General features: G+C 66.3%; 23 protein-coding genes. 5 read left to right on the top strand and 18 right to left on the bottom strand.

Features of this window, described 5'->3' with window-relative positions; all coding sequences use genetic code 11:
• Positions 1–285: 285 nt before the first annotated feature.
• The 7 genes from ACFVTE_RS09090 to glgX all read right to left on the bottom strand — a co-directional run bounded on the left by ACFVTE_RS09090 (position 286) and on the right by glgX (position 7,090).
• Positions 286–825, bottom strand: coding sequence for a signal peptidase I (locus ACFVTE_RS09090; protein ID WP_387099330.1), 540 nt, complete (start codon positions 823–825; stop codon positions 286–288).
• Between the two features lie 16 nt (positions 826–841).
• Positions 842–1,459, bottom strand: coding sequence for a SipW-dependent-type signal peptide-containing protein (locus ACFVTE_RS09085; RefSeq protein WP_387099328.1), 618 nt, complete (start codon positions 1,457–1,459; stop codon positions 842–844).
• 6 nt (positions 1,460–1,465) lie between these two features.
• A complete protein-coding gene (locus tag ACFVTE_RS09080) occupies positions 1,466–2,128 on the bottom strand; it encodes a SipW-dependent-type signal peptide-containing protein (RefSeq protein WP_387099326.1) in 663 nt (220 codons plus the stop codon).
• Between the two features lie 183 nt (positions 2,129–2,311).
• Complete coding sequence (locus tag ACFVTE_RS09075; RefSeq protein ID WP_387099324.1) at positions 2,312–2,989, bottom strand: class F sortase; 678 nt, start codon at positions 2,987–2,989, stop codon at positions 2,312–2,314.
• A 4-nt stretch (positions 2,990–2,993) separates the two neighbouring features.
• Positions 2,994–3,908: a hypothetical protein gene (locus ACFVTE_RS09070; protein ID WP_387099322.1), complete on the bottom strand. Its 915-nt coding sequence runs from the start codon at positions 3,906–3,908 to the stop codon at positions 2,994–2,996.
• A 226-nt stretch (positions 3,909–4,134) separates the two neighbouring features.
• A complete protein-coding gene (locus tag ACFVTE_RS09065) occupies positions 4,135–4,413 on the bottom strand; it encodes a hypothetical protein (RefSeq protein ID WP_387099320.1) in 279 nt (92 codons plus the stop codon).
• Positions 4,414–4,924: 511 nt separating this feature from the next.
• The gene (gene glgX / locus ACFVTE_RS09060; RefSeq protein WP_387099318.1) at positions 4,925–7,090 is read right to left on the bottom strand and encodes a glycogen debranching protein GlgX; all 2,166 of its coding nucleotides are present in this window, start codon (positions 7,088–7,090) and stop codon (positions 4,925–4,927) included.
• Between the two features lie 214 nt (positions 7,091–7,304).
• Here glgX and ACFVTE_RS09055 point away from each other — a divergent pair, with 214 nt between their 5' ends.
• On the top strand, positions 7,305–8,522 hold the full coding sequence (locus ACFVTE_RS09055; protein ID WP_387099316.1) for an MFS transporter: 1,218 nt from the start codon (positions 7,305–7,307) through the stop codon (positions 8,520–8,522).
• A 91-nt stretch (positions 8,523–8,613) separates the two neighbouring features.
• On the opposite strand, the gene ACFVTE_RS09050 is transcribed toward ACFVTE_RS09055, so the two are convergent.
• The 7 genes from ACFVTE_RS09050 to ACFVTE_RS09020 form a co-directional block, all read right to left on the bottom strand.
• Positions 8,614–9,294: a hypothetical protein gene (locus ACFVTE_RS09050; protein WP_387099314.1), complete on the bottom strand. Its 681-nt coding sequence runs from the start codon at positions 9,292–9,294 to the stop codon at positions 8,614–8,616.
• 367 nt (positions 9,295–9,661) lie between these two features.
• On the bottom strand, positions 9,662–10,264 hold the full coding sequence (locus tag ACFVTE_RS09045; RefSeq protein WP_387099312.1) for a hypothetical protein: 603 nt from the start codon (positions 10,262–10,264) through the stop codon (positions 9,662–9,664).
• On the bottom strand, positions 10,261–10,584 hold the full coding sequence (locus ACFVTE_RS09040; RefSeq protein ID WP_387099310.1) for a hypothetical protein: 324 nt from the start codon (positions 10,582–10,584) through the stop codon (positions 10,261–10,263). Before ACFVTE_RS09040 ends, ACFVTE_RS09045 begins: the two co-directional genes overlap by 4 nt.
• 530 nt (positions 10,585–11,114) lie before the next feature.
• Entirely contained in the window at positions 11,115–12,233 is a 1,119-nt protein-coding gene (locus ACFVTE_RS09035; protein WP_387099308.1) for a serine hydrolase, read from the bottom strand.
• 180 nt (positions 12,234–12,413) lie between these two features.
• Complete coding sequence (locus ACFVTE_RS09030; RefSeq protein WP_387099306.1) at positions 12,414–13,685, bottom strand: aminotransferase class I/II-fold pyridoxal phosphate-dependent enzyme; 1,272 nt, start codon at positions 13,683–13,685, stop codon at positions 12,414–12,416.
• The gene (locus tag ACFVTE_RS09025) at positions 13,682–14,539 is read right to left on the bottom strand and encodes a class I SAM-dependent methyltransferase (protein WP_387099304.1); all 858 of its coding nucleotides are present in this window, start codon (positions 14,537–14,539) and stop codon (positions 13,682–13,684) included. Before ACFVTE_RS09025 ends, ACFVTE_RS09030 begins: the two co-directional genes overlap by 4 nt.
• A 221-nt stretch (positions 14,540–14,760) precedes the next feature.
• A complete protein-coding gene (locus ACFVTE_RS09020; RefSeq protein ID WP_387099302.1) occupies positions 14,761–15,717 on the bottom strand; it encodes a phosphatase PAP2 family protein in 957 nt (318 codons plus the stop codon).
• A 128-nt stretch (positions 15,718–15,845) separates the two neighbouring features.
• Between ACFVTE_RS09020 and ACFVTE_RS09015 the strand changes: the two genes are divergently transcribed.
• Together ACFVTE_RS09015 and ACFVTE_RS09010 are read left to right on the top strand one after the other, a co-directional pair.
• Entirely contained in the window at positions 15,846–16,049 is a 204-nt protein-coding gene (locus tag ACFVTE_RS09015; RefSeq protein WP_387099300.1) for a hypothetical protein, read from the top strand.
• A 51-nt stretch (positions 16,050–16,100) separates the two neighbouring features.
• Positions 16,101–16,496, top strand: coding sequence for a hypothetical protein (locus ACFVTE_RS09010; RefSeq protein ID WP_387099298.1), 396 nt, complete (start codon positions 16,101–16,103; stop codon positions 16,494–16,496).
• A 149-nt stretch (positions 16,497–16,645) separates the two neighbouring features.
• Here ACFVTE_RS09010 and ACFVTE_RS09005 read toward each other — a convergent pair whose 3' ends face one another.
• The 4 genes from ACFVTE_RS09005 to ACFVTE_RS08990 all read right to left on the bottom strand — a co-directional run bounded on the left by ACFVTE_RS09005 (position 16,646) and on the right by ACFVTE_RS08990 (position 20,013).
• Positions 16,646–16,963 (bottom strand): hypothetical protein, encoded by a 318-nt coding sequence (locus tag ACFVTE_RS09005; protein WP_387099296.1) that lies wholly within the window; start codon positions 16,961–16,963, stop codon positions 16,646–16,648.
• 55 nt (positions 16,964–17,018) lie between these two features.
• The gene (locus ACFVTE_RS09000; RefSeq protein WP_387099294.1) at positions 17,019–17,435 is read right to left on the bottom strand and encodes a hypothetical protein; all 417 of its coding nucleotides are present in this window, start codon (positions 17,433–17,435) and stop codon (positions 17,019–17,021) included.
• A gap of 137 nt (positions 17,436–17,572) precedes the next feature.
• On the bottom strand, positions 17,573–18,304 hold the full coding sequence (locus ACFVTE_RS08995; protein WP_387099292.1) for a response regulator transcription factor: 732 nt from the start codon (positions 18,302–18,304) through the stop codon (positions 17,573–17,575).
• Entirely contained in the window at positions 18,301–20,013 is a 1,713-nt protein-coding gene (locus ACFVTE_RS08990; protein WP_387099290.1) for an ATP-binding protein, read from the bottom strand. The genes ACFVTE_RS08995 and ACFVTE_RS08990 overlap by 4 nt, the downstream gene beginning before the upstream one ends.
• A 557-nt stretch (positions 20,014–20,570) precedes the next feature.
• Between ACFVTE_RS08990 and ACFVTE_RS08985 the strand changes: the two genes are divergently transcribed.
• Both ACFVTE_RS08985 and ACFVTE_RS08980 read left to right on the top strand, forming a co-directional pair.
• The gene (locus ACFVTE_RS08985) at positions 20,571–22,070 is read left to right on the top strand and encodes a BTAD domain-containing putative transcriptional regulator (protein ID WP_387099288.1); all 1,500 of its coding nucleotides are present in this window, start codon (positions 20,571–20,573) and stop codon (positions 22,068–22,070) included.
• Complete coding sequence (locus ACFVTE_RS08980; protein ID WP_387099286.1) at positions 22,063–23,454, top strand: sensor histidine kinase; 1,392 nt, start codon at positions 22,063–22,065, stop codon at positions 23,452–23,454. The genes ACFVTE_RS08985 and ACFVTE_RS08980 overlap by 8 nt, the downstream gene beginning before the upstream one ends.
• The last annotated feature ends 114 nt before the right edge of the window (positions 23,455–23,568 follow it).

Genomic DNA, 23,568 nt, shown 5'->3' with positions numbered 1-23,568 from the left:
TATTAATGGTTCCACTGCCGGACGGCCCTCCAGCAGTTGTGGCTGTAAGAGTCCACTTATAGCCGGTTCGGGGAAGTCCATCGTCCGGGAGAGTCCACGTAAATTGGGCGTCCTGCAGGCTACCGGCTGTGCAACTCAATGATTTCGGAGGTGCGACCGTCCCGGCCTTAAGTGTTGCTTTCGCCTGCTGCGGAACTGTCCATGCCGCCGTCGTCGGCTCAGGGGGAGCCGCAGCTAAGGAGCCCACTAGGGTGAGGAGTCCGACGACGGCAATCCGCTGCCGCTTCATGTTGCCGCTTCCTGACGCTCGCTTTCACTCCGACGGCGGCGGGGCTCATCCCGCGGCCAGAAAGCCCACGTCACCACAACGGCCATCACGACAGTAAGGCCCCCTAGCACCAGCGGATTATTGGCGGCATTGACGGCGTAGGCCAGCTCCGGCACCGACCACAGAACGATCCGCACCGTCTGGACCTCGTAAGGCAGGGGATCGTCGGTTGGGTTGGCGTCACCGCGCATCGTGATTCTGGCTGCGCCGCCTTCAGATCGCGAAACAGAAGTAACTCGATGCGTCACGGGCAGGGCCGATGCCCGGTCTATCGTGACGACGTCACCCACGTGCACCTCGGATGCCGGGATCTTCTTGACCACGGCGAGCGAGCCGGCCGGGATCGTCGGACTCATGGAACCGGTCTTGAACATGATGAGGGTGATGTGGAAGAAAAACGCAAGGACCACCAGGATGATGCAGACAGTGCCGCCAAACGCTGCGACGTTCAGGAGGGCGTTGCCTATCCGGCTGCTTCCGCTCTTCCTGTGACTCACGCTGGTTCCTCCTTCCCTAATTTGATGTCCCGGTGAATAGCCATGTGACCGTTGCTGACTTGCCCTGGAAGCTGTTGTCCGCACCAGCCTTGATTCTTACGTCAAAGCAGTACTGGAGCTCGTTGCCGGAGCCCGAGCTGATTGGCGATGTGACAGCCGGACTCGGCACCGACGTAATCGGCTGGTACGTCGACGAAGACCCGGCGATGAACGTTGCCGCGCTTGTGAAGGCGCTCGAATCGCACGTCGCAGCCGCTAAGACCACGCGATATTCCAACACCGGCGACAAGTCTCCGACCGGTGTTGAACTCGTCAGGCTGACATTTCCCCCGGCGGTTGAAGCAGCGGTGGTGCGGATCTTCAGCGATGCATACTTCGACGCTTCCGGAGACAAGCCAGCCGCGCTGACAACGATGGATGCGTCATCTGCAGTGCCGTCCTTCCAGAGAGTGCTGGATCCGGTGCTGGACTCAAGGCGGAACGTGCTGGCCGTGAATGTGCCTGCGGCGTACTCGGAGTCAGTCCACGACGCAAGGGTGACGCTGGCGCCCACGCCAAGGACGAGGGCACCAGCCAGTAATGCGCGTACACGTGTGAAGTGGCGGCCGCGCAACGGCTTCACATGTTGGCCCATGGCGGCTTAGGAGGCTTTCGACTCCGCAAGCAGCCCCCAGGTTGCCGTTGCCGTCTCATCCTGAACCAGGGTGCTGTCAGCCGACACTTGGAAACACAGGTAGACGGGGGCTCCGGGGTCGGTCCCGTTGCTGGACTTGGCCAAATCGAAGCCTGAAGCACCATCCACGGAATCGAGACCGTGGCCCGCAGAGACAATTTGAGTTCCCGAAGTGGAGGCTGCCGTAGCGCTCGGCGTGCAGTCGTCCCAGTCAGCAACCGTGAAGATTCCGTAGGTAAGGTGGCTCTTCCCCGCGCCAGAGCCCTGCGCTGAATTGACCCTGACCGTAGCTGCAAAATCGGTGGCGGCGTCTAGCTGAACAGCATATGTCGCAGCCACTGTTTGACCCGGTGTCAGATTGGCCGCGCTTACCTGGAAGTCTAACGCCGCGCCTGCAGACGCGTCGTCGTGATTCGTAAACGCGTCATTCTCAGCTTTGCTGCCAACCATCTTGAAATGGCCTCCACCGAAGCTCCCAATGGCGAATTCGGAGTCGTTCCAGGCGGCGAGCGTGACTGCTGCACCGATGCCAAGAACTAGGCCGCCGGCCAGAATTGCTTTTGCCTTCCGGCGCTTCGATTTGTCCGCAGACGGCGGAGCAATGGCAGGTGTGATTTCGGTTGTGGACATAGTTCCCCCCAGGAAGTTTTTTGTCGGATTTTTGCAACCGAACTAATACTGTCACGGTGCTCGCACTTGCCTGCCGCATAAGGCCCAAGATTGCCGCAGGATTCGATCAATATTGAATCAAGCTTGCTTGGAAGTGAGGACGCGTTGGGAAACAAGCGACGAAAGGTGAGGACGCGTTGGGGGTCAAGTGGCAGGGGAGGCCGTGAGCACCACGTTCTTGCCCCACGGGTCCTCGGTGTAGCAGCTGATCAGGACCACACGGTTGGGCACGACGTTCCAGATGTCGCTGTCCTTGAGCGTGTTCTTGTCGTGGGTCGTCACCGAATCCACGACGTACTTCAGCGCGCCCTTCGCCGTGGTCACCGTGACCGGCTTGCCCACCAGCGTCTCGTCGCTGAGCCGGTTGAACGGGGCATCCCGGCCGTCCCAGCTGTGGCCCACGATGTACGTCGTGTTGGCTGACCCCGCACCCGGCACGCCATAGATCGTCAGCCAGTACGCATCGACGGTCAGCGGTGGCACGAGCGATTCCGAAGCCAGATCGTCCGCACTCGGAGTCAGCGGAAGAACCCGCACGTTCAGGTCGGCAGCCGGGATGGACACCGCCGTCGGCGCCGCCGCCAGCGGAGGCACCGGCTTGCGGGCTACGTCCGCGGCGCTCGGGGAATCCGCCGCCGACGGAACTGCTGAAGGCACGACGGCGGTGCTGCCGCCGCCGTTCAGGGGGCCGCCGCTTGGGGGAACAGCGTTCGACGGCGCCAGGAAAAGAGCGGCCGCCAAACCCGCCGCAGCAACTGCGGGCACGAACAGCCAGCGACGGCGGATGGGCCGGCACTGGCTGGGCGCGGTCTGCGGAACCAACTGCTTACCTCCGGCTGCGCTCCAGGCGGCGCATTCTCATGGCGACGGCCGCGGGCACGGCGATGCCCGCCGCCAGTAGCCCGGAGAGGAGCGCCAGTCCGGGGTGAACGGCCGGCTCGGCCTTTGCCGCGGTCTGTACGTTCAGGCCCCTGTTCGTGGCAGCCAGCGCAGTGCCGCCCCCGGCAGGGGTCACGTCGGCCGCACCGGCGACGGCCGGCGTCGTGCTTCCCGGAACAGTCCCCGGACCGGTGACCGGCGGTGTTCCCGGGCCGGTCACCGGCGGCGTGACCGGATCAACGCCCGTCGAATCCGGATCGCAGGCGGCGACGAAGGCCTCGAAGAGCCCCGCAAGGCCGTTGGCTGTGGCTTCGTCGAGCGAGACGGCGGCCAGCGCGGCGTCGAAATCGGCGGCAGCCGCGTCGGCGGCCTCCAGAGCTGCCCTGATCTGAGGCGTGTCGATGGCGGCCTGGTACGCCGCGGTAAGGTCGTCCACTGCCTGCCGGGCTGCGTCCTCTGCCTGCTCTGCTGCTGCTGTGGCCTCCTGTGCAGCTGTGATGGCCGCTGGGTCTCCAGAATCTTCGGCTGCTTCCTCCGCCTCTTCGGCGGCAGCGGTCGCCGCGACGGCGTCGTCCAGCGCTGCCTGCGCAGTGGCGAGTTCAGCGGCGGGAACAGCACCGGCTGCCTCGACCAGTGAATTGTAAAGAGCCTCGGCGTCCGCCGCGACGGCGGCCTTGGACTCGAGGTCGCCAACCGTGGTTTCGGTAATGCCGGCGGCAGCGAGGGCGGCTTCGAACTGGGTGGAAGCCTGCACACAGGCGGCATCGCCCGGTGCTGCCGCGGCTGTGGGGGCTCCAAGGAAGAGTCCGCCAGCGACTACGGCCGCGGACGAACCGGCGGCGACCCATTTGGATACGGTCATGTGTGCGTCCCCCAAACACGAAGTGGCCGCCGGGACAGCCCCGGCGGTTCAGCCGCGGCAGAGCGGCTCGTCGCTGATGCGCTGAAGATTCAGGCTGGGCCAGGCGGGAGACGTTCGTACTGCTCATCATCCGGAGTACGACGGCGAGACCCCAGTTTTACCTGAATGCCACCCGGAAGATTGCTGTGAGTGTAAAAATACCTACCGACATCGGCCGTGGCAAACGTTACTGACCTGCTTCGGCATTCGGACCGCCGGTCGCATCGGGGGCAGCGTCGGCGGACTGCAGCCGGACCACGTGCAGGGCCAGCGGATCCAGGAGCTTCCGGGTCCTGGTCCTGGCCTCGTGAATCCAGAACATGCCCAGGTCGGGCACGGTTTCCGTCACCGTTCCCACGTAATAAAGCTGTCCGTTGTAACTGGCCTCAATCGTGTCGCCGGCGGAGAGGTTGCGGCAATCGATGATGCGGCCGGCTGCGGTGCCGGTCGCGGCTGAATCGTTCATGGCGGGCTCCATCCCGGCGCTGTCGGCGCTTTGGTTCTGTCGCGCCGTCGGCGCTCTATTCAGGATGGGGCCGCGACATTGCCGGGTGGTTTCCAGCCGGTGATTTCCGCGTGACCTGCTGGTCAGACCGGCCGCTTGGCGATGGGAGGTGAGGAAGGGTCGGGGGAAATGCGATGGGAGGTGAGGACGGGTCGGGGGAAATGCGATGGGAGGTGAGGATGGGTCGGGGGAAATGCGATGGGAGGTGAGGACGGGTCGGGGGAAATGCGATGGGAGGTGAGGACGGGTCGGGGGAAATGCGATGGGAGGTGAGGAAGGGTTGGGGGAAATGCGACGGGAGGTGAGGAAGGGTTGGGGGAAATGCGGCGGGAGGCGAGGAAGGGTTGGGGGAAATGCGACGGGAGGTGAGGACGGGTCGGGGGAAATGCGACGGGAGGTGAGGAAGGGTCGGGGGAAATGCGGCGGGAGGTGAGGATGGGTCGGGGGAAATGCGACGGGAGGTGAGGAAGGGTTAGGCGGGGCCGGGGGACTGGAGTCCTGGGGCCACGGAGAGGTTGGGTTCGGGCTGGCTGAGGTCGCGGGCGCGGAGCACTGCCATGGATTTGGCGGCCACCTTCAGCACCGAGCCGGCGTCGATCGGGGCGCGTTCCATTCCGGTGCCGGCCGTGTTGATCACCATGTCCCAGGCCTCGGCAAACTCACCGGACGGGAGCGTGAACTTGATGTCGTCGTCGTGCGCATTGAAGTACAGCAGGAAGTTCACGTCCGTGATCCGGCGGCCGCGGTCGTCCCGGCCCTGGATGCCGTCGCCGTTAAGGAAAGCTCCGATGGTCCGGCCGAACCCGCGGCCCCAGTCCTCGGGGAGCATCTCCATGCCCTCCTCGTTCAGCCACACGATGTCCGGCAGCTTCTCGCCCTTGCCGCGCCGCACCGGCCGGCCGTCGAAGAACGTGCTGCGCCGGAATGTGGGGTGCTTGGCGCGGAGCCGGTTGACCGCGGAGGTGAACTCCATGAGCGGCATGTCGATGGCGTCCCAGTTGACCCAGCTGAGTCTGGAGTCCTGGCAGTAGACGTTGTTGTTGCCCTGCTGCGTGCGGCCGAGTTCGTCGCCGTGCGCGATCATCGGCACGCCCTGCGAGAGCAGCATGGTGGCGATGAAGTTCCGCTGCTGCCGGGCCCGGAGCGCCAGCACCTTCGGATCGCTTGTGGGGCCCTCCACGCCGCAGTTCCACGAGCGGTTGTGCGATTCGCCGTCGCGGTTGCCCTCTCCGTTGGCCTCGTTGTGCTTCTCGTTGTACGAGACCAGGTCCCGCAGCGTGAAGCCGTCGTGCGCCGTGACGAAGTTGATGGAGGCCACCGGGCGCCGCCCCGACCGCTCGTACAGGTCAGCGGACCCGGTCAGCCGGGACGCGAACTCGCCCAGCGTGGCCGGCTCGCCGCGCCAGAAATCGCGGACCGTGTCGCGGTACTTGCCGTTCCACTCCGTCCACTGCGGCGGGAAGTTGCCCACCTGGTACCCGCCGGGCCCGACGTCCCACGGCTCCGCGATCAGCTTCACCTGCGACACGATCGGGTCCTGCTGCACCAGTTCGAAGAAGGTGGAGAGCCGGTCGACGTCGTAAAACTCGCGTGCCAGCGCGGCGGCGAGGTCGAAGCGGAAGCCGTCCACGTGCATCTCGGTGACCCAGTAGCGGAGCGAATCCATCAGCAGCTGCAGGGAATGCGGCTGGCGGACGTTCAGCGTATTTCCGGTGCCCGTGTAGTCGACGTAGTACTGCTTGTCGTCCTCCAGCAGCCGGTAGTATGCGGCATTGTCGATCCCCTTGAAGCTCATGGTGGGGCCCAAATGGTTCCCTTCCGCCGTGTGGTTATAGACGACGTCGAGAATCACCTCGATCCCCGCACGGTGCAGCGAGCGGACCATCGCCTTGAAGTCCTGGACCTGCTGGCCCATCTGGCCGATCGAGCTGTACGTGTTCTGCGGCGCGAAGAACCCGATGGTGTTGTACCCCCAGTAGTTGCTGAGGTTCTTCTCCTGCAGCGTCCCGTCATTGACGAACTGGTGCACCGGCATCAGCTCGATGGCCGTGATGCCCAGCCGCTGCAGGTGCGCAATGACGGCGGGATGGGCGACGCCGGCAAAGGTGCCGCGCTGCTCCTCGGGCACCTCGGGGTGCAGCTCGGTGAGCCCCTTGACGTGTGCCTCGTAGATGACGGAGCGGTGGTAGGGGATCCGCGGCGGCCGGTCCCCGGCCCAGTCAAAGAACGGGTTGATCACCACGCCCAGCATGGTGTGCGGCGCCGAATCCTGGTCGTTCCGCGAGGACGGATCGCCGAAGTTGTAGGAGAACATCGCCGGGTGCCAGTGCACCTGCCCGGCGACGGCCTTGGCGTAGGGGTCCAGAAGCAGCTTGTTGGGATTGCAGCGCTGGCCCCTGGCGGGGTTGTACGGCCCGTGGACCCGGTACCCGTACTTCTGCCCGGGCTGGATCTGGGGCAGGTAACAGTGCCACACATACCCGTCAGCCTCAGGGAGCTCAACGCGTGTTTCGGTGCCGTCCCCGGCTATCAAACACAGCTCGACGGCGGTGGCCGCCTCGCTGAAGAGCGCGAAGTTTGTCCCCATCCCGTCAAAGGTCGCGCCCAGTGGATACGCGCTGCCCGGCCAGACTTCCATGATCACTCCTGCGTCTGTTCAGTTTTTCCGAACCATACTCGATGTCCGGTTGGGGTCCGCGCGCCTCGCCCTGACTCAAGGCTAAGCACACTTATTAATTTCGCCAAGGTCTGGTTGAAATGTGTGGCGCCGTAAATCAAATTGTTTGTGATTCCGGCCTCGCGGGACCCGGGTTTCCGCGGTCCCGTTCGGGTGCGCACCTAGGATGAAGGGGATGACTCCGCCGAACAGCCCGCCGCCTTTCAGCCTGCGCGGCATTGCTGTTCCGGCATTCGGCCCCGCCCTCCTTTTCAGCATTGGCCAGGGCGCGATCCTGCCGGTGGTGGCACTGTCCGCCGTCCAGCTGGGTGCCTCCGTTGCCGTGGCCGCTTTGATCGTCACCCTGATCGGGCTCGGCTCGTGGTTCTTCAACCTGCCGGCCTCGATGATCACGCTGAAGTTCGGCGAACGCTGGTCCATCGTGGGCGCAGCAGCAGCAGGCGCGCTGGCCCTGCTGGCCGCGGGGGTGTCGCTGGTGATCGGCAACGGACTCTGGCTGCTCGCGATGGCGATGGCCGTCGTCGGGATGTCCGCCGCCGTCTTCAGCCTGGCCCGGCAGAAGTACCTCACCGAGGCGGTGCCGGTGGAGTTCCGGGCCCGCGCCCTGTCCACGCTGGGCGGCGTGAGCCGCATCGGTGTGTTCATCGGGCCGTTCATCGGTGCCGCGGCCATCGCGCTGGTCGGCATCAGCGGCGCGTACTGGGTGGGCGTTGCCGGCATGGCCGCTGCCGCCGTGCTCGCCGTCACCGTTCCGGACCTGGTGGCGGTGGACGGCTCCGATCCCAATGACGCGGGCCCGGAGCCTACCCTGCGCGGTGTGGCCGTCTCACACGCGGGCGTCTTCCTGACGGCCGGAATCGGCATCCTGCTGCTCAGCGCGCTGCGCGCTTCCCGCCAGGTGGTGATCCCGCTGTGGGCCGACCACCTGGGCCTCGATCCCACGCACGCATCTCTGGTCTACGGGCTCTCCGGCGCGATCGACATGCTGGTCTTTTATCCGGCGGGCAAGGTGATGGACCGGCGCGGGCGGCTGTGGGTGGCCATCCCGTCCACCCTGATCATGGGCGTGGCGCTGGTGCTGATCCCGCTTACCGCCGGGTTCACGGGCCTGCTGCTGGTGGCCCTGCTGATCGGCTTCGGCAATGGGATCAGCTCCGGCCTGGTGATGACGCTGGGCGCCGACTTCTCGCCCGACCGCGGCCGCGGGCAGTTCCTGGGCCTCTGGCGTTTCATGGCCGACGCCGGCTCCACCGGCGGCCCCGTGCTTCTCTCCGCGGTGACGGCGGTAGCCTCCCTCGGCGCCGGAGTGACGGCCACAGGCGTACTGGGGTTCGCAGCGGCAGGCGTGTTCGCCGTCGTTCTTCCCAGGCTCAGGCACCGCCGCAACTACTGACGCTCCACAAAGTCAGCATCTCCGTGACTCCCTCAGCTGCAGATTCGCAGGAGCAGGCACGGTAACGCTGACCGTTAGGGGCTTGGCTGGGTTACAGCCCGGCCCAGCGGCGGAGGGTGCTGTTCACGAGGCCGATGAGCACGGCCGTCCACCAGCACGCCTGCGAGATGCTGAGCGCGATCAGCAGGCGGGTGCGGAGCCGGCGGCCCAGTTCGCTGAAGCTGGTTTCCCGGGGAAGCGCGAACATCTTGTGCATCGCCGGACCGATGCTCAGGCCGTTCAGCATCAGGATCAGCACGCAGCAAAGCTTCACGGCGGTCACCGGGTTGGTGATGTCGGGCTGGATGAGCGCCCCCGACGCCAGCAGAAGCGCGAGGCCGCCCCAAATCAGCGGCTTTGTTGCGCGCTCCAGCTTGGGGGATGCATGCATGTGCACCTTGCCCAGGAGCCACAGTAGGCCCAGCCAGTCGACAACAAGGATGGTGCCGAAGGCCAGCACCAGCGCGAGGATGTGCACGGCAAGCCCGATGTGGTGCAGCACCGGGCCGCAGTCCACGAAGTGCCCGCACAGCAGGGAAGCAAGCCAGCCTGCGGTGCACAGGACACCCAGCAGGAACAGCCGGATGGTCTGCCTGCGGGACGTGGGGGTCCTCAGCGCGGCGCGGTTGCGGCGGATGGGAGCGGCAGGGCGGTGGGGCTGGTACCTGGGTAGGGAGTTTGTTGCGGTTCGGGTTTCAGGGTGGGTCAAGGTGGTGCGGGTGTCGGCGAACATAATGCCGGCCTTTCATCACTGTTGTGCTCCCCTGAATGGTGCCGGGAGCTGGGCTGCCCGGGAGTTCCGGACAGCAGGGAATTGCTGTGCTTGGCTGGGGGATTTATTTAGGAGCCGGGAGCGGCTCGCGCGCTGCGAGTGCAGGGCGCACCCCTTGGAGTTTGCTGCTCCGGGGGAGTTTCGGTCGACCTAAATGAATACGATACAGGTTGATTTACCCGTTAAGCAAAGAAAGATTTATCTATTCGTCGGCGTGTCGATGCTAGATCAAGCCTCATTGTCATGTAATGAGGGTTTGCAAACGGGCGTCCGGCGCGAGTGCAGAAGGCCCGCGTTGAGGGCATTCGCCCGGCGTGTTGATCGTGTCTCAGTCGTCAGAACCTTGCCCGCCGCTGTCTTCGCCGGGATCGGCCGCGTTGCGCTGTTTGCCCTTGTCATCGCCCGGTTCCGGAGCTGTCCGCAGGCGACCTTTGTCGTCGCCGGGCGGGACGGATACGACGGCGGAGCCGGCGTTGGTCTGGGTGCCGGCGGTGCCGCCGGGCTGGGACCCGGCAGACCCGGCGCTTGTCTGGGAGCCGGCGGTGCCGCCGAGCTGGGACTGGGCGGGATCGGCGTCGGACTTTTTTGTAAGGGTGCCGCCTTTGCGGTCCGCGACGGAACCACTTTTCGCCGACGCCGTAGTCCGCCGCCCGCCCTTCTGGCTTTCGGATTCCGCCTTGCCGACAGTCTTCACGGGCGGGGGAGTTGTGCTCCCGCCGTCGACCTTCGGCGTGGCGTTCGGCACCGCCTTCGCGCTGACAACAGCAGCCGGGGCCGGAGAATTGCCGGTGTCGTCCGGCAAGAGGATGCTGTTCGCGTTGCCGGTGCCCGCGGGCGTGGTGTTCAGAACCTGCGTGTTGACCGCCAGGGCGGCGGATCCGGTCACGACGATCCCGGCCACGGATAGCGCGAGGGCTGCCCTGGTTTTCATGGTCGTCCTCTGTCCTGGATCTCGTGCAAATGTGCCAGCATGGCCTGTTCGGGGCGTCCGGGATGTTCGGAGATGTGCCTAAGCAGCGACAGCCGCGTCGCCGAGTCCAGGTTTTCGTCGCCGAGGATTTCGCCGATGAGCCGCATCAGCTGGCGTTGCAGTATTCCGCCCTGGGGTGCGCGCTGAGCCTGCCGGTGACCCACCGGGGTCTCGTCAGGAGCTGCTGCGGGGCCCCCGGCTGCGTGCCGGGCAGGCAGCCTCTCCGGGGTGGGGGACCGCCAATGGCTGTCACCGGGTGAATACGGGTCCGGGCTCATCATCTTATTTACCTTCCACCTGCGCCGCCCCGCGGGCCCTTCCGGCATGCGCTGAGACCGGCGGCGTTGCCGGCAAATCCCGGTGTAAAGGGGAATGCCGTCTTCCGGTATTGTTCCGTTGCTCCATGGTGGATTTGCCGGTGAACCTTGGAGTTCTGCTGAGATTAGGTCCCCCCAGCCGGAAGGCGCGCCAGCAGTGCGCGGAGGCGCGCAGCTGCCGGTGGGTTGGGGGTCTGCGTTTCCCAAGGTTAAACGGGATTTTCCTAGGAACGGCTGCCAGGATCTTCCTATCTGGTCCGACGCCACAGCCGCGAGTGGTCGCTCAACCAGCTGGCCGGCCCGGCATTGCACCCCCCTGACATGCCGGGCTGGCAACCCCCCCAAATTTTTGGCCAGCCGCCGTCTGACTCCCGTGACGGCTGAACGGCCTAGATCCCGCAACGCTGGCGGGACGCGTCCAACCGCAGCCCCAAGCCTCCGCCGGGGACGCGCCGTCGTACGTCAGAACAGACGTACGTCAGGACAGCCGTTCGTCAGAACACCTGGTCCACCACCGCCTGGGCGAGTTGCCGGATGATGATGGTCTGCACGGGAATTTCCGCAACGCTGGCGCCCAGCGAGTACACCACGAAGGCGTAGGCGCGCTGACCCTGGACCAGGATGCTCGCGTCGTGCAGGTTTCCGTTGAGCAGCCCGTACTTGTGGAAAACGGTGACGTCCGGCGGCACTGCGGCGGGGATCAATGACTCGTAGTTGGTGTTCTGCATGTAGGACAGCAGCTCGGCGGTGTGGGCGGGGCTGAGCAGCCGACCCGTGTAGAGCAGCATCAGTATCCTGGCCGTCTCCGCCGGGGACAGCGTGTTGAAGGTCCTGTCGTACGGAATGCCGAGCGACGCCGCGTAGTCCTCGATCCCCTGATGGCCGATGGTGCCGAGGATCAGGGCCCAGGAGGTGTTGTTGCTCTGCTGGATCATCTGCCGGATCTGGAAGGCAGCGGTCTGGCCGCCCGTGGGCGCCGCCAGGGACAGGACGCCCGTCTCGGCCAAATGGTAGTAGGCGGCCGCGGCAAGGATCTTGCCCGTGCTGGCCGCCACGAACTTCTCCCGGACGCCGTACTGGCGGACAACGCCGTCGGACATGTCGACCAAGGCCACCCCCAGCCGGTACCCGCTGTTCACCGCAATGATGGCGTTGAGCTGTTCCCCGAGCGTTGCGTCGGCGGGCGCCGCCGGGGGCGCCGGCTGGGACGGCGGTTGCGCGGGTGCCGCCGTTGGTTTTGGCGCGGAGGGTGCCGGGGCGGGACGGACGACGGCGGTAGGCGGGGACTGTCCCGCCCGCTTGGTGGCCGTCTGCCGGGGTTTGGCAGGTTTTGCCGGGCTGGGAGCCGGCGTCGCCGCCTCTCGGACTGGCCTGGGTGCCTGCGGTGCCGCGGGCTTGGAGGGGGAGAGTGCCGCCGCTGGCACTGCCTGTGAAGGTGCCGGCGGCGGGGCTATTGCTGACGCGTAGGCGGTGGTTGCCGTCAGCACAATTGCAGTGCAGACGATCAGGAACGGTCCCGGTGGCTCTGACGGCCAGGGAACTGACCGGGTGGTTGCTGCTGTGCCAAGCCGGTGGCGGCTGCGGGCGCGATGCCGGCCGGGCGACCTGCTCATCGCCCGGACCTCATAGCCAGGACCGGAAATGTGTAGCGACCACCACTCGCCTCACCCCAATTCGTGTGCCGCCTTCATGAGGGGCGGCCTACGGCCACGCTGGCACCCGGAGATTGGGAAAAGGTGGGGCTCTGGCTGTGAAACGGTTGACCTAGGCCACCAAAATGGGGGATGGCCCGGTCAGGGCAGTTTTCTGGGATTCGCGGGAACGATGGGGATCAGACCCGTGGGGAGCTTGATTTCGGCGTCCTCCGGGCGGTCCTGCCCGGCCCTTTCGATGGCGGCCCGGAAGTGGGGCAGGCTGCGCTCCACCATGTCTTCGCTGGCTGTGAGGGAGATCCGGAAAAACCCCGGTGTCTCGAACAGGACTCCCGGCAGCACAAAAACGTCCTCCTGGCCGAGCGCTTCGGTGAACGCCTCGTCGTCATCAATGGGGGAGTGGACGAACAGGTAAAAGGTACCTTCGGGCGGCCGGAGCCGGTACCCCATGCCGCCCAGCTCCTGGACCAGCCGGTCGCGCTTTTGCTGGAGCCGGCCGACGTCGATGGTGAACGTCTCCAGCCGCGGCAGCGCGTACTGCAGCATTGCGTTGGGGTAGATCCAGCCCATGGCCAGCTGCATGGCCTCGACGGCGGCGCCGAGCTCCTTGCGGTCCGGCATGCTCGGCGGCAGCGCCAGGTATCCGACCCGTTCGCCCGGCGACAGGTGCGTCTTGCCGTAGGAGTAGGCCAGGAGCGTGTACGGATAGAACTCCGCGGGGCTATGGAAGCGGGCGCCGTCGAACACAATCCTGTTGTACGGCTCATCGGACACCAGGTAGATCCGCCGGCCTATCCGCGCCGACGCGTCGTCAAGGAGTGTGGCCAGCTGGCTGAGGAGTTCGGGCGGATAAATCCTGCCGGTGGGGTTGTTGGGTGAATTGATGATCACCACGCGGGTCCGCTCCGTGATGGCCCCTTCAATCGCCGCCAGATCGAGGTCGAACGTTTCGAGGTCGATCCTGACCTTGACCGGTACCAGTCCCGCCTCGACGGCGAGCGGCTCGTAGAGGAACCAGGGCGGCAGGCTGTAGATGGCCTCGTCGCCCGGATCCGTAACTGCCTTCAGCGCCAGGGCGATCGCGGTGAAGCCTCCGGTGGTGAGGTACAGGTCCTCGGCTTCGAACGGAACGTCGAGCAGCCGGCCCAGGGATTCCGCCGCCGCCTCCCGGGCATCCGCCTCGTTGGTCTTGTAGGCGAACCACTGGTCGTCGCGCGGGTGGAGGGCATCGCGCAGGGCGTCGACGTAGGCGTCCTGGGGCATCTGGTGCGGGTTGCCCAGGGTGAAGTCGCAGACGCCGGGAATGTGCTTGCGGCGGGCGTAAGTGGAATGGTTCAGGTGCTCGGAGATCCTCCGGAAGGACGGAATGGAGGCCACTTCAAGGGCGCGGCGCGAGGCGGGGGAGTCCGTCACAGCCCGGGTTCCTGGGGCTTGGCAGTGGCCTTCCCGGTGAGCAGCAGATACTCCCATTCCATCTGCGCGGGCGTGTCGCCGTGGGCCTCGATGTACGTGCTGGCAAGTTCCGTAAGGGCCTCGTCCAGGGCTTTGGATTTTTCCTCGTCACCGGCCAGCGACTTGTACACGGAGATGGTGGGACCGTAGTGCGACTTGAAATAGTGCAGGAAGTCTTCGGGCTGGCGGAAGCTGGTGATGGCAACTGTCCGCTTCTGCGCCCGGATCTCGCCCAGCCTGCCGCCGAACAGCTTACGAACATGGTCTTCGTTGCCCCAGAGGGGCGCCGGCTGCGCGCCGGGCGGAGGCGGGGGAGCGAACGGTTTCATGGCGGAGAACATCTGCCCGATGAAGCCCTCGGGTGTCCAGTGCAGCAGGCCAATGGTCCCGCCCGGCTTGCAGACACGTACCAGTTCGTCGGCGCTCTCCTGGTGGTGCGGGGCGAACATGGCGCCGAGGCAGGACAAGACGACGTCGAACTCGCCGTCCGCGAAGGGGAGATGTTCGACGTCGGCCTCCACCCATTCCAGTTCAACGCCGCGGTCGGCAGCCTGCCGCCGCCCGGCGTCGAACATCTCCGGTGTGAGGTCGCTGGCTATCACCTTGGCGCCCATCATGGCCGCGGGGATGGCCGCGTTGCCGGCGCCCGTGCCCACATCCAGAACCCGCTGGCGCGGTCTGATGTTGCAGGCCTCCACCAGGATCGCGCCCAGATCCAGGAGGAGCTCGCTGGCGAGGGCAGGGTAGTCGCCCTGCGCCCACATGGCCCGGTGCTTCTCCTTCAGGGCCTTGTCCGCCCCGGCTTGGTCGTTCATGTCCGCGCACCTCTGCTTTCGCAGGTCCAGTACAGCTCAGATGAGTCAGTGGAGGCTGTGGTGCGACTTATTGTGGGCTTCCCGGCGGGGCTTGTAAAGGTTGCGCACCCCCAACTGGGTAGCACCTCAGGGCGTTATGAGCGCCGGGAACGCCCCCTGCTGCTACTTAGTTGGGTGGGGGACGGGGTGAGGTCGGGGCGGTGGAAGGTGAACGGGGCCCGCTAGTCCCGGCGTCGGACGGCGTAGGCGAACAGCGACGTCGTGGCCACGGTGGCCAGATATCCCGCGATCACGATCAGTGAGATGCCCGCCCAGAAGTAGTTGGTGGTGCTGGCCTCCTGCCCGATGCCCGGGGCGATCATGACCAGCGAATACACAGACACCGCAGCCGAAGCCAGACCCAGCAGCACAGGCAGCCCGATCCACAGCCGCGCCGAACCCCAGTGGCCGCCGAAACCGTCCCAGACGTTCCATTCGTGGCCGTCGTTGCGGAGAATCAGCCAGCCCGCCGGAATCATGAAGCAGCCCACGACCAGGAACGCCGCCACCACGTCCGCCGGCCGGTGCCACTGGTTCACCAGCGTGGACATGCCCGAGGCGATCGCAAACGTGCCGCCGACAAACCCGGCCAGCGGGCGCCACCGCGGGGAGGCCATCAGGAACACGGCCGCCGCCGCGCTCGCCGCCAGCGTGGTGTGCCCGGACGGCAGCGAATTCAGCTCCAGCGTCTCGACGCCCCGGTACGGCCGCAGCGGCAGCAGGTCCTTGAGTACCTGCGTGGCGATGTTCGCCGCGACACATGCCGCGACAGCAATGCCCGCGGCCCGCCACCGTCGGTGAATCACGGTCACCAGAAGAACGACGACGGCGGCCATCACCAGGGAGATGGTGGGCAGCCAGTCCAGGAACCTGGTGGTCACCTTGCCGGCGGGACCGTGGATTTCCACGGCCTCCACCAGGGCGGACTCGTCGATGAACTGGCCGGTGGTGGTGCGGACGAAGTAGTAGTAGGTGGCGGCGAGGCCCGTGGCGCAGGCCAGGGTGGCCACTGCGAAGAGGAATCCGGTGCCCGCCGCGAGGCGCATCTTTTCGGCTGACGGCTGGCGGCGCGGCTTCTGACGGCCCTGCTGCTGGCGGCCTTGCTTCTTACGGCGGGGGTCCCTGAGCTGGAAAGTCATCGTAACAAGGGTGTCACAGTTTGCTGGGAGCCGCCTGTCCGCCCGGTGGGTGAGTCCTGCTGCCCGGCGGCGCCGACGGCTTTGCCGGATGCTCGACTCTGCGGGGCAGGGGGCACTACGTTGGGGGCATGACCGAAAACCCAGACGAGACCCGCACTGTTTCCGGCGGGCCGGTCCGCGACGAATCCGCACCCGACCAAACAGCAGCGGATGAAACGGCGCGGGAGGAAACCGACCTCAGCACCAAGCTGGATCCGGATTTCATCCCGCAGCAGGGCGAAACCGCGGACGCGAAGCGGGCCCGAGAACATCCAGAGGAAACCGGCAGCTGAGGCCCTGAGGTGGGGGCCAGACACCGGCCCGCTGGCGGCTAAGGTTGGTGCATGGGCGGTATCGCGGATGTACTTGGCCCCATCCTGGAAATCATGACGTGGGTGGGCTTCCTCCCCGGCGTGCCGTTGCTCGTGTGGGGACTGATTATCGAACGGCGCCGCTGCGCCTGGACCAAAACCACGGGAGAGGTCTACACGGCCGGCGGCTTCACAGGCTTCCGCTGGACTGACCAGGAGAACGTCCCGCGCCAGACGCTGGTGGACGCCGACGTCGGGCGGGGCCTGGTGGCCGGCACCAAGGTGGAGCTCCATTACGACCTCTGCCACCCGTCGCGCTGGGGCCTGAAACCGCCAAAGCACGACAACATCATCCTGATCCTCGGCTGGATCCTTACCGGTGTGGGCATCGTGAGCACCGTAGGGGGCTTCGTCCTGCTGCTCTTCTGACGTGGCCGGCCCTGAAAGACTGGGCTGCCAGTTTAAACTGGGCCGTACAAAACTGGGCCGGACATGCGTCGGGTACCCGTGCCGCGTCGGGTACCCGGTCTGTGGGGCAGCGTGAGCTGCGTTTTTGTCTGCTCGGCGTGCGCTGCCTGCTACACGTGCGGATCGACTGTTGAAGCCCGGCTATCGCGGGTGGAGCGGCCGCCGCGGCGGTTCCTGTCTCGCAGGTGGTCCAGGAGCGCCTGTTCAGGGTGCCCGGGGTTCTCCGCGAGGTGGCGCAGGAGCCGGCGCCGGACGTCGGAGCGAGGATCGGCTGTGGCGAGCACGTTGTGGATGATGTCCAGGACCTGCTGGTGGAGTTCCGAATCGTCCACCATCACCGTGGTCGGCTGGCCATAGGAGGAGTCAACCGTGGAGCCCCATCGCTCCGGCGGAATGGGCTCATACAAGTCGCGGAATTCCGTGTGCATCACTGGCTCCTTTTTGCGGGGGGACACTGCTTCTTCGGGTTGCCGCCGCGTGCGCTTAGTAGTCACTGGTGCCGCCAGTCCAAATGATCTGGCCCGGTTCCACCAGCTCGACGCCGGGATCATCGGAGGACACGTCCGGGTCCTCGCCGGAAGTGGCCGGGTCGTCCGGGGCCGGTCCGGTCTGGGCCGGTTCTGCTCGGTTCGTGGAAAGGGGCGAGGAGGTGGCAGGATTCAGCGGCGCGGACTTCAGCGCCGGTGACGAGGTTTTGGGCGTGGCTGTGGGGTTGGTGAGCGGCGACAGCCGCGGGGTTTCAGGGAAGCCCTCGATGTTCAGGACCGAGTCGCGGGGGTCCGGTTCACGAACAATGACGCCGGGTTCCTGACCTGTCGGCGCCCCCGTGACAGCCTGTGCCCAGACGGTGATGCTGGCGAGACCCACCAGCGGAATGCTCAGCAAGGACCACCTCTTCATCGGCCTGCCACACCTCCTTCGTGAACAACTTTGCGGCGTGAAGGTGAGGCAGGGATGAGACGCGGATGAGAGTCTTCTCATGCACCCGGCGGACGGGTCTTCGGTGTTGTTAAGAGCCGCTACGTGGAACTGCAGGCCTAGACCGGGTGGCCTTCGGCGTCATCCGCGGCGGGTTCATCGCCGGGACCCGGTGCGGGCGGTCCGGGCAGGCAAACGAGGCGGTAACCCACGCCGCGGACAGTCTGGATGCGGTCCTGGCCGAGCTTGTGCCGCAGGTACCGCACGTATACGTCCACCACATTGGAAGACCCCTCGAAGTGGTAGCCCCACACCCGGCTCAGGAGCTGCTCTCGGCTGAGGACCTTGCCGGCGTTCTCCATAAACGTCCGGGCCATGACGAACTCCCGCGCGGAAAGGTCGATCACGCGGCCGCCAATCTCTGCCGTGCGCAGGTTCACGTCCAGCGACAGGTCGCCGCAGACAAAGGTCGGGGCGGCGGAGACCGCCTGCGCGCCGCGGAGCCGGAGCTTGATGCGGGAGAGCAGTTCCTCGAACCGGAACGGTTTGGTCATGTAGTCGTCCGCGCCGCCGTCGAGTGCCGCCACCGTGCTTTCGACGCTGTCCGCAGCCGTCAGGATGATCACCGGAATCGTGGAGTGCATGTCGCGGAGGTTCTTAAGTACGGTAAGGCCGTCCATGCGCGGCATGCCAATGTCCAGGATGAGGAGGTCGAACTCCCCGGACGTGGCGTAATCCAGCGCCTTAACCCCGTCGGAGACCTGGGTGGTGGTGTAGCCGGCCGCCGTGAGGCCCTTGGCGAGGAACGCCGCTATGCGCGGTTCGTCATCGGCGATCAGGATCCGGGTCACGGCGAACCTCCCGCCCGGGTGGCCAGTTCAACGCCCGACGCCGGTCCCGCCGGCTTTGGTTTGCCGCCCGATGCGCCCGTTCCCTTATGCCGCGGTCCCTTGGCGGCCGGGCCGCTAACGGCCGCGCGAGTAGCCGCGGGATCCCTCGTGCCGCTGCCGCTCCGGCCGGTGGTGTCCGCGGCGGCCGAATCATCCGTTTCGGCGCCCGCGTCCTCACCGTCGGACGGGATCCGGAGCACGAAGCAGCTGCCCTTTCCTTCCTCCGATTCCAGCAGCACGGTGCCGCCATGCGCCTCGGCGATGGCCTTCACGATGGACAGCCCCAGGCCGGAGCCCTCCGAGGCAGCCGAGTTGCTGCCCTTGCCGAAGCGCTCGAAGATGCGCTCATGGTCGTCGGCCGGGATGCCGGTGCCGGTGTCCGACACCCAGATCTCCAGCTCCCGGGATGCCGGCTCTGCCAGCTCCCGCATAACCACCGCCCGACCGCCCTGGTGGGCGCCGTCGTCGTTCTTCACCCAAGCGCCGCCGATGGAGATCCGGTCCGACTCGGTGGTGTGTTTGACCGCGTTCGCGGCGAGCTGCTCCAGCGCCTGGGTGAGCCGGCGCCGGTCGGCGCGGATCAGGCCCCCGGGCTTGGCGTCCAGGCGCCACTGGCGCTCGCCGAGGACCCGGACCCGGTTCAGGACGTCCTCCAGGAGGTCGTCCGCCTCCACCCAGGCGGGCGTCACGAAGTCCGGGCGGCCGCTGCGGGCAAGGATCAGGAGGTCGTCCACTAGTACCTGCATCCGGTCCAGCTCGTCCAGGAGGAGCATTCGGGTCTGGTCGACGTCCTCGGGATCCCCGGCACGGAGCAGCTCCAGGTAGCCGCGGATGATGGTCATGGGGGTGCGGAGCTCATGGCTGGCGTCGTGGACAAAGCGGCGCTGGTTGTCGGAGCCGGACTCCAGCCGTTCGAGCATGCGGTTGAAGTTCATGGCCAGCTGGGCGATGTCGTCGGTGCTGTCCGGCACCTCGACCCGCTTTGTCAGGTCCTCAAAGGTGGTGGCCTCCGTCGCCTCCCGGAGCCGTCGGACCGGCCGCAGCAGTCGCCCGGTGACCAGCCAGCCCACCAGGCCGGTGAGGACGAGCGTCGCCAGGGACGCCAGGGCGAACGTCCACATCGAACCGAAAACCTCGGCACGCTGGGCGCCGATCTCGCTCGAGGCAATCAGCAGGCCCTGCTCCTTGCCGCCGCCCGCCAGCGACACGGACGTAATGGCCAGGCGGACCTGCCGGCCGTCAATGTCAACGTCCCGCATCACGGTATGGCCCGGGGAGCTCCAGTCCCAGACGTGGTCGGTGACGGCGGCGGTCCTCAGATTCGTTGCCTGGGGTGCCTTGGGCAGGATGACGTTGCCGCCGCGGACCATGGTCATCACGGACTCGTAGCCTCCGGGGGCACCATTGCGCAGATAGGTCGTAAAGAGGTCGTGCAGCGAGGTGTATGCGGCGCCTCCCCTGTTCGGCGAGCCGCGGCTTGCGAGGTCCTCCAGATTCGTGCGCGGCACCTGCAGCTCCGTGTTGACGCGATCGTTGAGGCTTTTCAGCTGTGCGGCATGGGTGGCCGCGCCGGCCACAAAGAGGCCCACGGCCATGAAGACGAGCAGCGTGGCCAGCAGCCGGAAGCGGACGGAATGGATTTCCGTGCGCAGTGCGCCGCCCGTGTTCATGGGACTACCCGGCCTCTTTTGATGTGTGACGCGCGTAACACGACACGCGCGCACGCCCGCCGCGGAGAATTTTTTTGAAAATCGCAGCGGCCGGCAAAGACGCTCATCGCCGAGTACTCGGAGTACTTGGTTGTACCCGGCCCGGCCATGGTCCGCCTCATTGGATCACCTATTTCATGCTGATTCGGCGGTCCTCCGGGGACGAGGATCGCAGTAGTACCGCTCTAACTGCGGTAATACGAAGGTAGCCGCGGGTGCTTGGGAAAAACTTGGTGTTTCTGGATACCGCTGCCGTCCTCCCGGCCGTTTTCAGGGGAGCCGCGGGCCGCCTCAACCGGGTGGTGGCGGGTTTATGCAAAAGCAACCAAGTAGTGGCGCCGCCGAAATTCGAGTACTCGCTACTCGTGCCCCTACTTGCCTGAGTGACAAGTATGAATCCAAGCCATTCATGGGGAATGCTGTTCATGGGGATAGTAGGTGCAGACAAGATGGTACAGACGGTTGCAGAAGATACTCGTTGGTCCCGGAGAGTCAACGACGATGAGTACCCGAACTCAATGGAAGACGCCGGTGGCACAACAACGAAGTTGTCCATCAACATCCTGGGTCCGCTCCGTGTCCGCCGCGGCGGCGCGGTGATCGGATCCCACGAACTTGGCGGCCCCAAGCCCCGCCAGGTCCTCGAAATCCTGTTGCTCAAGCTGGGGACCCCGGTCTCCAAGAACCACCTGATCGATGTCCTGTGGAACGGCCAGCCGCCGGCTGAGGCCCTGTCCACGCTTGAGAGCTACGTCAGTGTGCTGCGCCGGCACCTCCAGCCCGGAAGCGGCAAGGGCGGCGCGCTCCGCACCGTCACCGGCGGCTACATGATCGACCGCAGCATGGTTGACCTTGACCTCGACCGCTTCGATGACCTGCTCAAGCAGGCCGGGCATGCCTCACCCGAGGAATCCTTCCGGCTGCTCCAGAAGGCCCTCGAGATCGCGTCCGTGCCGCTGCTGGGCGATGAGCTGCTGGCCGGCTGGGCCGAGGAGGAGCGTGCCCTCCACTCGGCACGCGTCGCCAGCATCAAGGCGCGTGCAGCGGAAGCCGCCGTCGCCGTCGGACATCCGGAGCGCGCGGTGGCCCTGGCCAGCGAACTGCTGGTGGACGATCCCATCAACGAGCGCGCCTGGACCGCCCTGGTCCTGGGCCTCGAGGAATCCGGGCAGTACATGGAAGCGCTGCGGGCCTACGGACGCTGCCGCCGGGTCATGGACCAGGAGATCGGCTGCCTCCCCGGACGTCCGCTGCGTGAAGCACACGCCAGGCTGCTGCAGGCAACGGCCGCCAGCGAGGATGAAATGGACCTCTCAGATTCTGAAGCTCCCATCCCGGCATCGCAGATCACCCGGGAAATCAGCATTCTGACCATCGACGACCACAGCACGTTCACCGAATTGCTGACGGCAGCCCTGGACCGCGAGCCCGACCTGCGCAGCGTCGCGTCGGCCACCACCGCCAAGAGCGGTGTGGAGCAGAGCATCGCCCTCAAGCCCGACGTCGTGATCATGGACTTCCACCTGCCCGACGGCGACGGCCTCACCGCCGCTGCCCGGATCCTGGCCGACGCCCCGAACACCCGGATCGTCATGCTCACCGGCGACCCGACGCCGGAAGCACTGCGGACCGCGGCCTCCATGGGCATCTGCGCTTTCCTGCCGAAGGGCGGATCGCTGTCCACCCTTTTGGATACCCTCCGCTACGCACGGGCCGGCAACATGGTGGTCCACCCGTCGCTGGTGGCCCAGCTGGGGATGTCCACCCCCGCTCCGGCCCCTGCGGCCCGCGAAGTGGAACCGGGCGGTCCCGTCCTGACACCCCGCGAACTGGATGTGCTCCGGTTGATGGCCGGCGGCCATGGCTCGAAGGAAGTGGCCAGCAAGCTGGACATCTCCCTCAACACCTGCCGCGGCTACGTGAAGGCGATCTTCGCCAAACTTGGAACCCACTCGCAGCTCGAATCGGTCATGGAAGCGTCACGGCGCGGCATGCTCGAGCAGCCGAGCAATGGCTAGGCCTTCGCTCCGCAAACCGGCCCTGTTCCGCCCGTTCGAATCGCCGGCCCACCACAATTCCGAGGTTTTCAAGGCTGTCAGGCGGTTCCTGTTGATGGGGCTGGTTGCATTGGTGGTGGTCACCACCCCGGTGGCCTTCTGGATCTGGTCCGAGGCTGAACGCCACGCACTGGAGAACTCCAAGGATGCCACCGACCACTTGGCCAACAACGTGGTGGGGCCGCTGCTGGACGGGGAAGTCCTGTCCGGCAACCCCACCGCCATCGAACGGCTCGACGAGCGCCTCCGTCCCTGGATGGACGACACCTCGGTCTTTGAGATCCGGCTCTGGGACAAGAACGGGCGCATCGTCTACTCGGAAGACCCCAAGCTCATCGGCCACACCTTCGGCCTGCCGCACGAGGCGCAGGAAGTCCTGGACGGCGGGGACGTCCCGGCCAACCTGGAAACGCAGAAGGACGAGGTCAACACGCCCAACGTCGAAAACGGCGAGCTCGTGGAGGTCTATGTGCCGGTCACCGCCCCCGACGGGCAGAAGCTGGTTTTCGAGACCTATTACGACGACGACGGCGTCCGCCAGGAACAGGCTGCGGTTCTGTTCGGCATGGCCCCGCCGTTCCTGCTGTCACTCGCCGTCCTACAGCTGGCGCAGCTGTTCCCCGCAGTCCAGCTGGCCCGCCGGATCCAAGCGTACGAAGCCGGCCGGAGCCGGCTGCTCCGCCGGGCGATCGAAGCCTCCGAGCTGGAGCGGCAGCGCATTGCCCGCGACCTGCACGATGAAGTGATCCAGGAGCTCTCCGGCCTGTCCTACGTGATGGAGTCCGAGGAGCTGCACAGTCCCGTGGGCCAGCGGGCGCTGTTCTCCGACGCCCGCCGCATCCTGCAGGACAACGTCCGCAGCCTGCGGGCCATGACCAGCGAACTGTACCCGCCGGACCTGAACCGCCTCGGTCTTTCCGGAGCGCTGGCCAGGCTTGGCGACCCGCTCGAGGAACGCGGGATCAGCCTGGAGCTCCACCTGCCGGAGCAGTGCGAGCTGGACCGGGACCGCGCGGCGCTGTTCTACCGGGTGGCCCGGGAGGCCCTGGCCAACACCGCCAAGCACTCCAAGGCCACCAGGGCCGAGCTCCACCTCCAACAGGACCGGGACCGCTCGGAGATCCGCATCCAGGATGACGGCTGCGGCTTCGACCAGAGCCAGGGGTCGCCGGAAGGCCACTTTGGCCTGCGGATCATGAAGGACACCATCGGCGAGGCCGGCGGCACGCTCCAGGTGATGTCCGCTCCCGGCCACGGGACCACAGTGATCGCCCGTTTCGGAGTCGGCAGCGCCAAGGTTCCGGCCTCCCTGGACCACGAGCCCGAACCGGTGCCCTCAGGGTAACCTCCCGCCTGAATCGCACCCGACATGCCGCCGGTCCCTCCAATGGCGTGGGGGCCGGCGCAGTTCTGTCCGCCGGTTTTTGGCCTGGCGGGTTGGTGGCGGCAGCGCCGGTAC

It is taken from the genome of Arthrobacter sp. NPDC058097 (assembly GCF_042884885.1).
In the GTDB taxonomy this organism is placed as follows: domain Bacteria; phylum Actinomycetota; class Actinomycetes; order Actinomycetales; family Micrococcaceae; genus Arthrobacter.
Note: the sequence above shows the minus strand (reverse complement) of the source record. Positions and strands in the feature narration are given on the sequence as shown.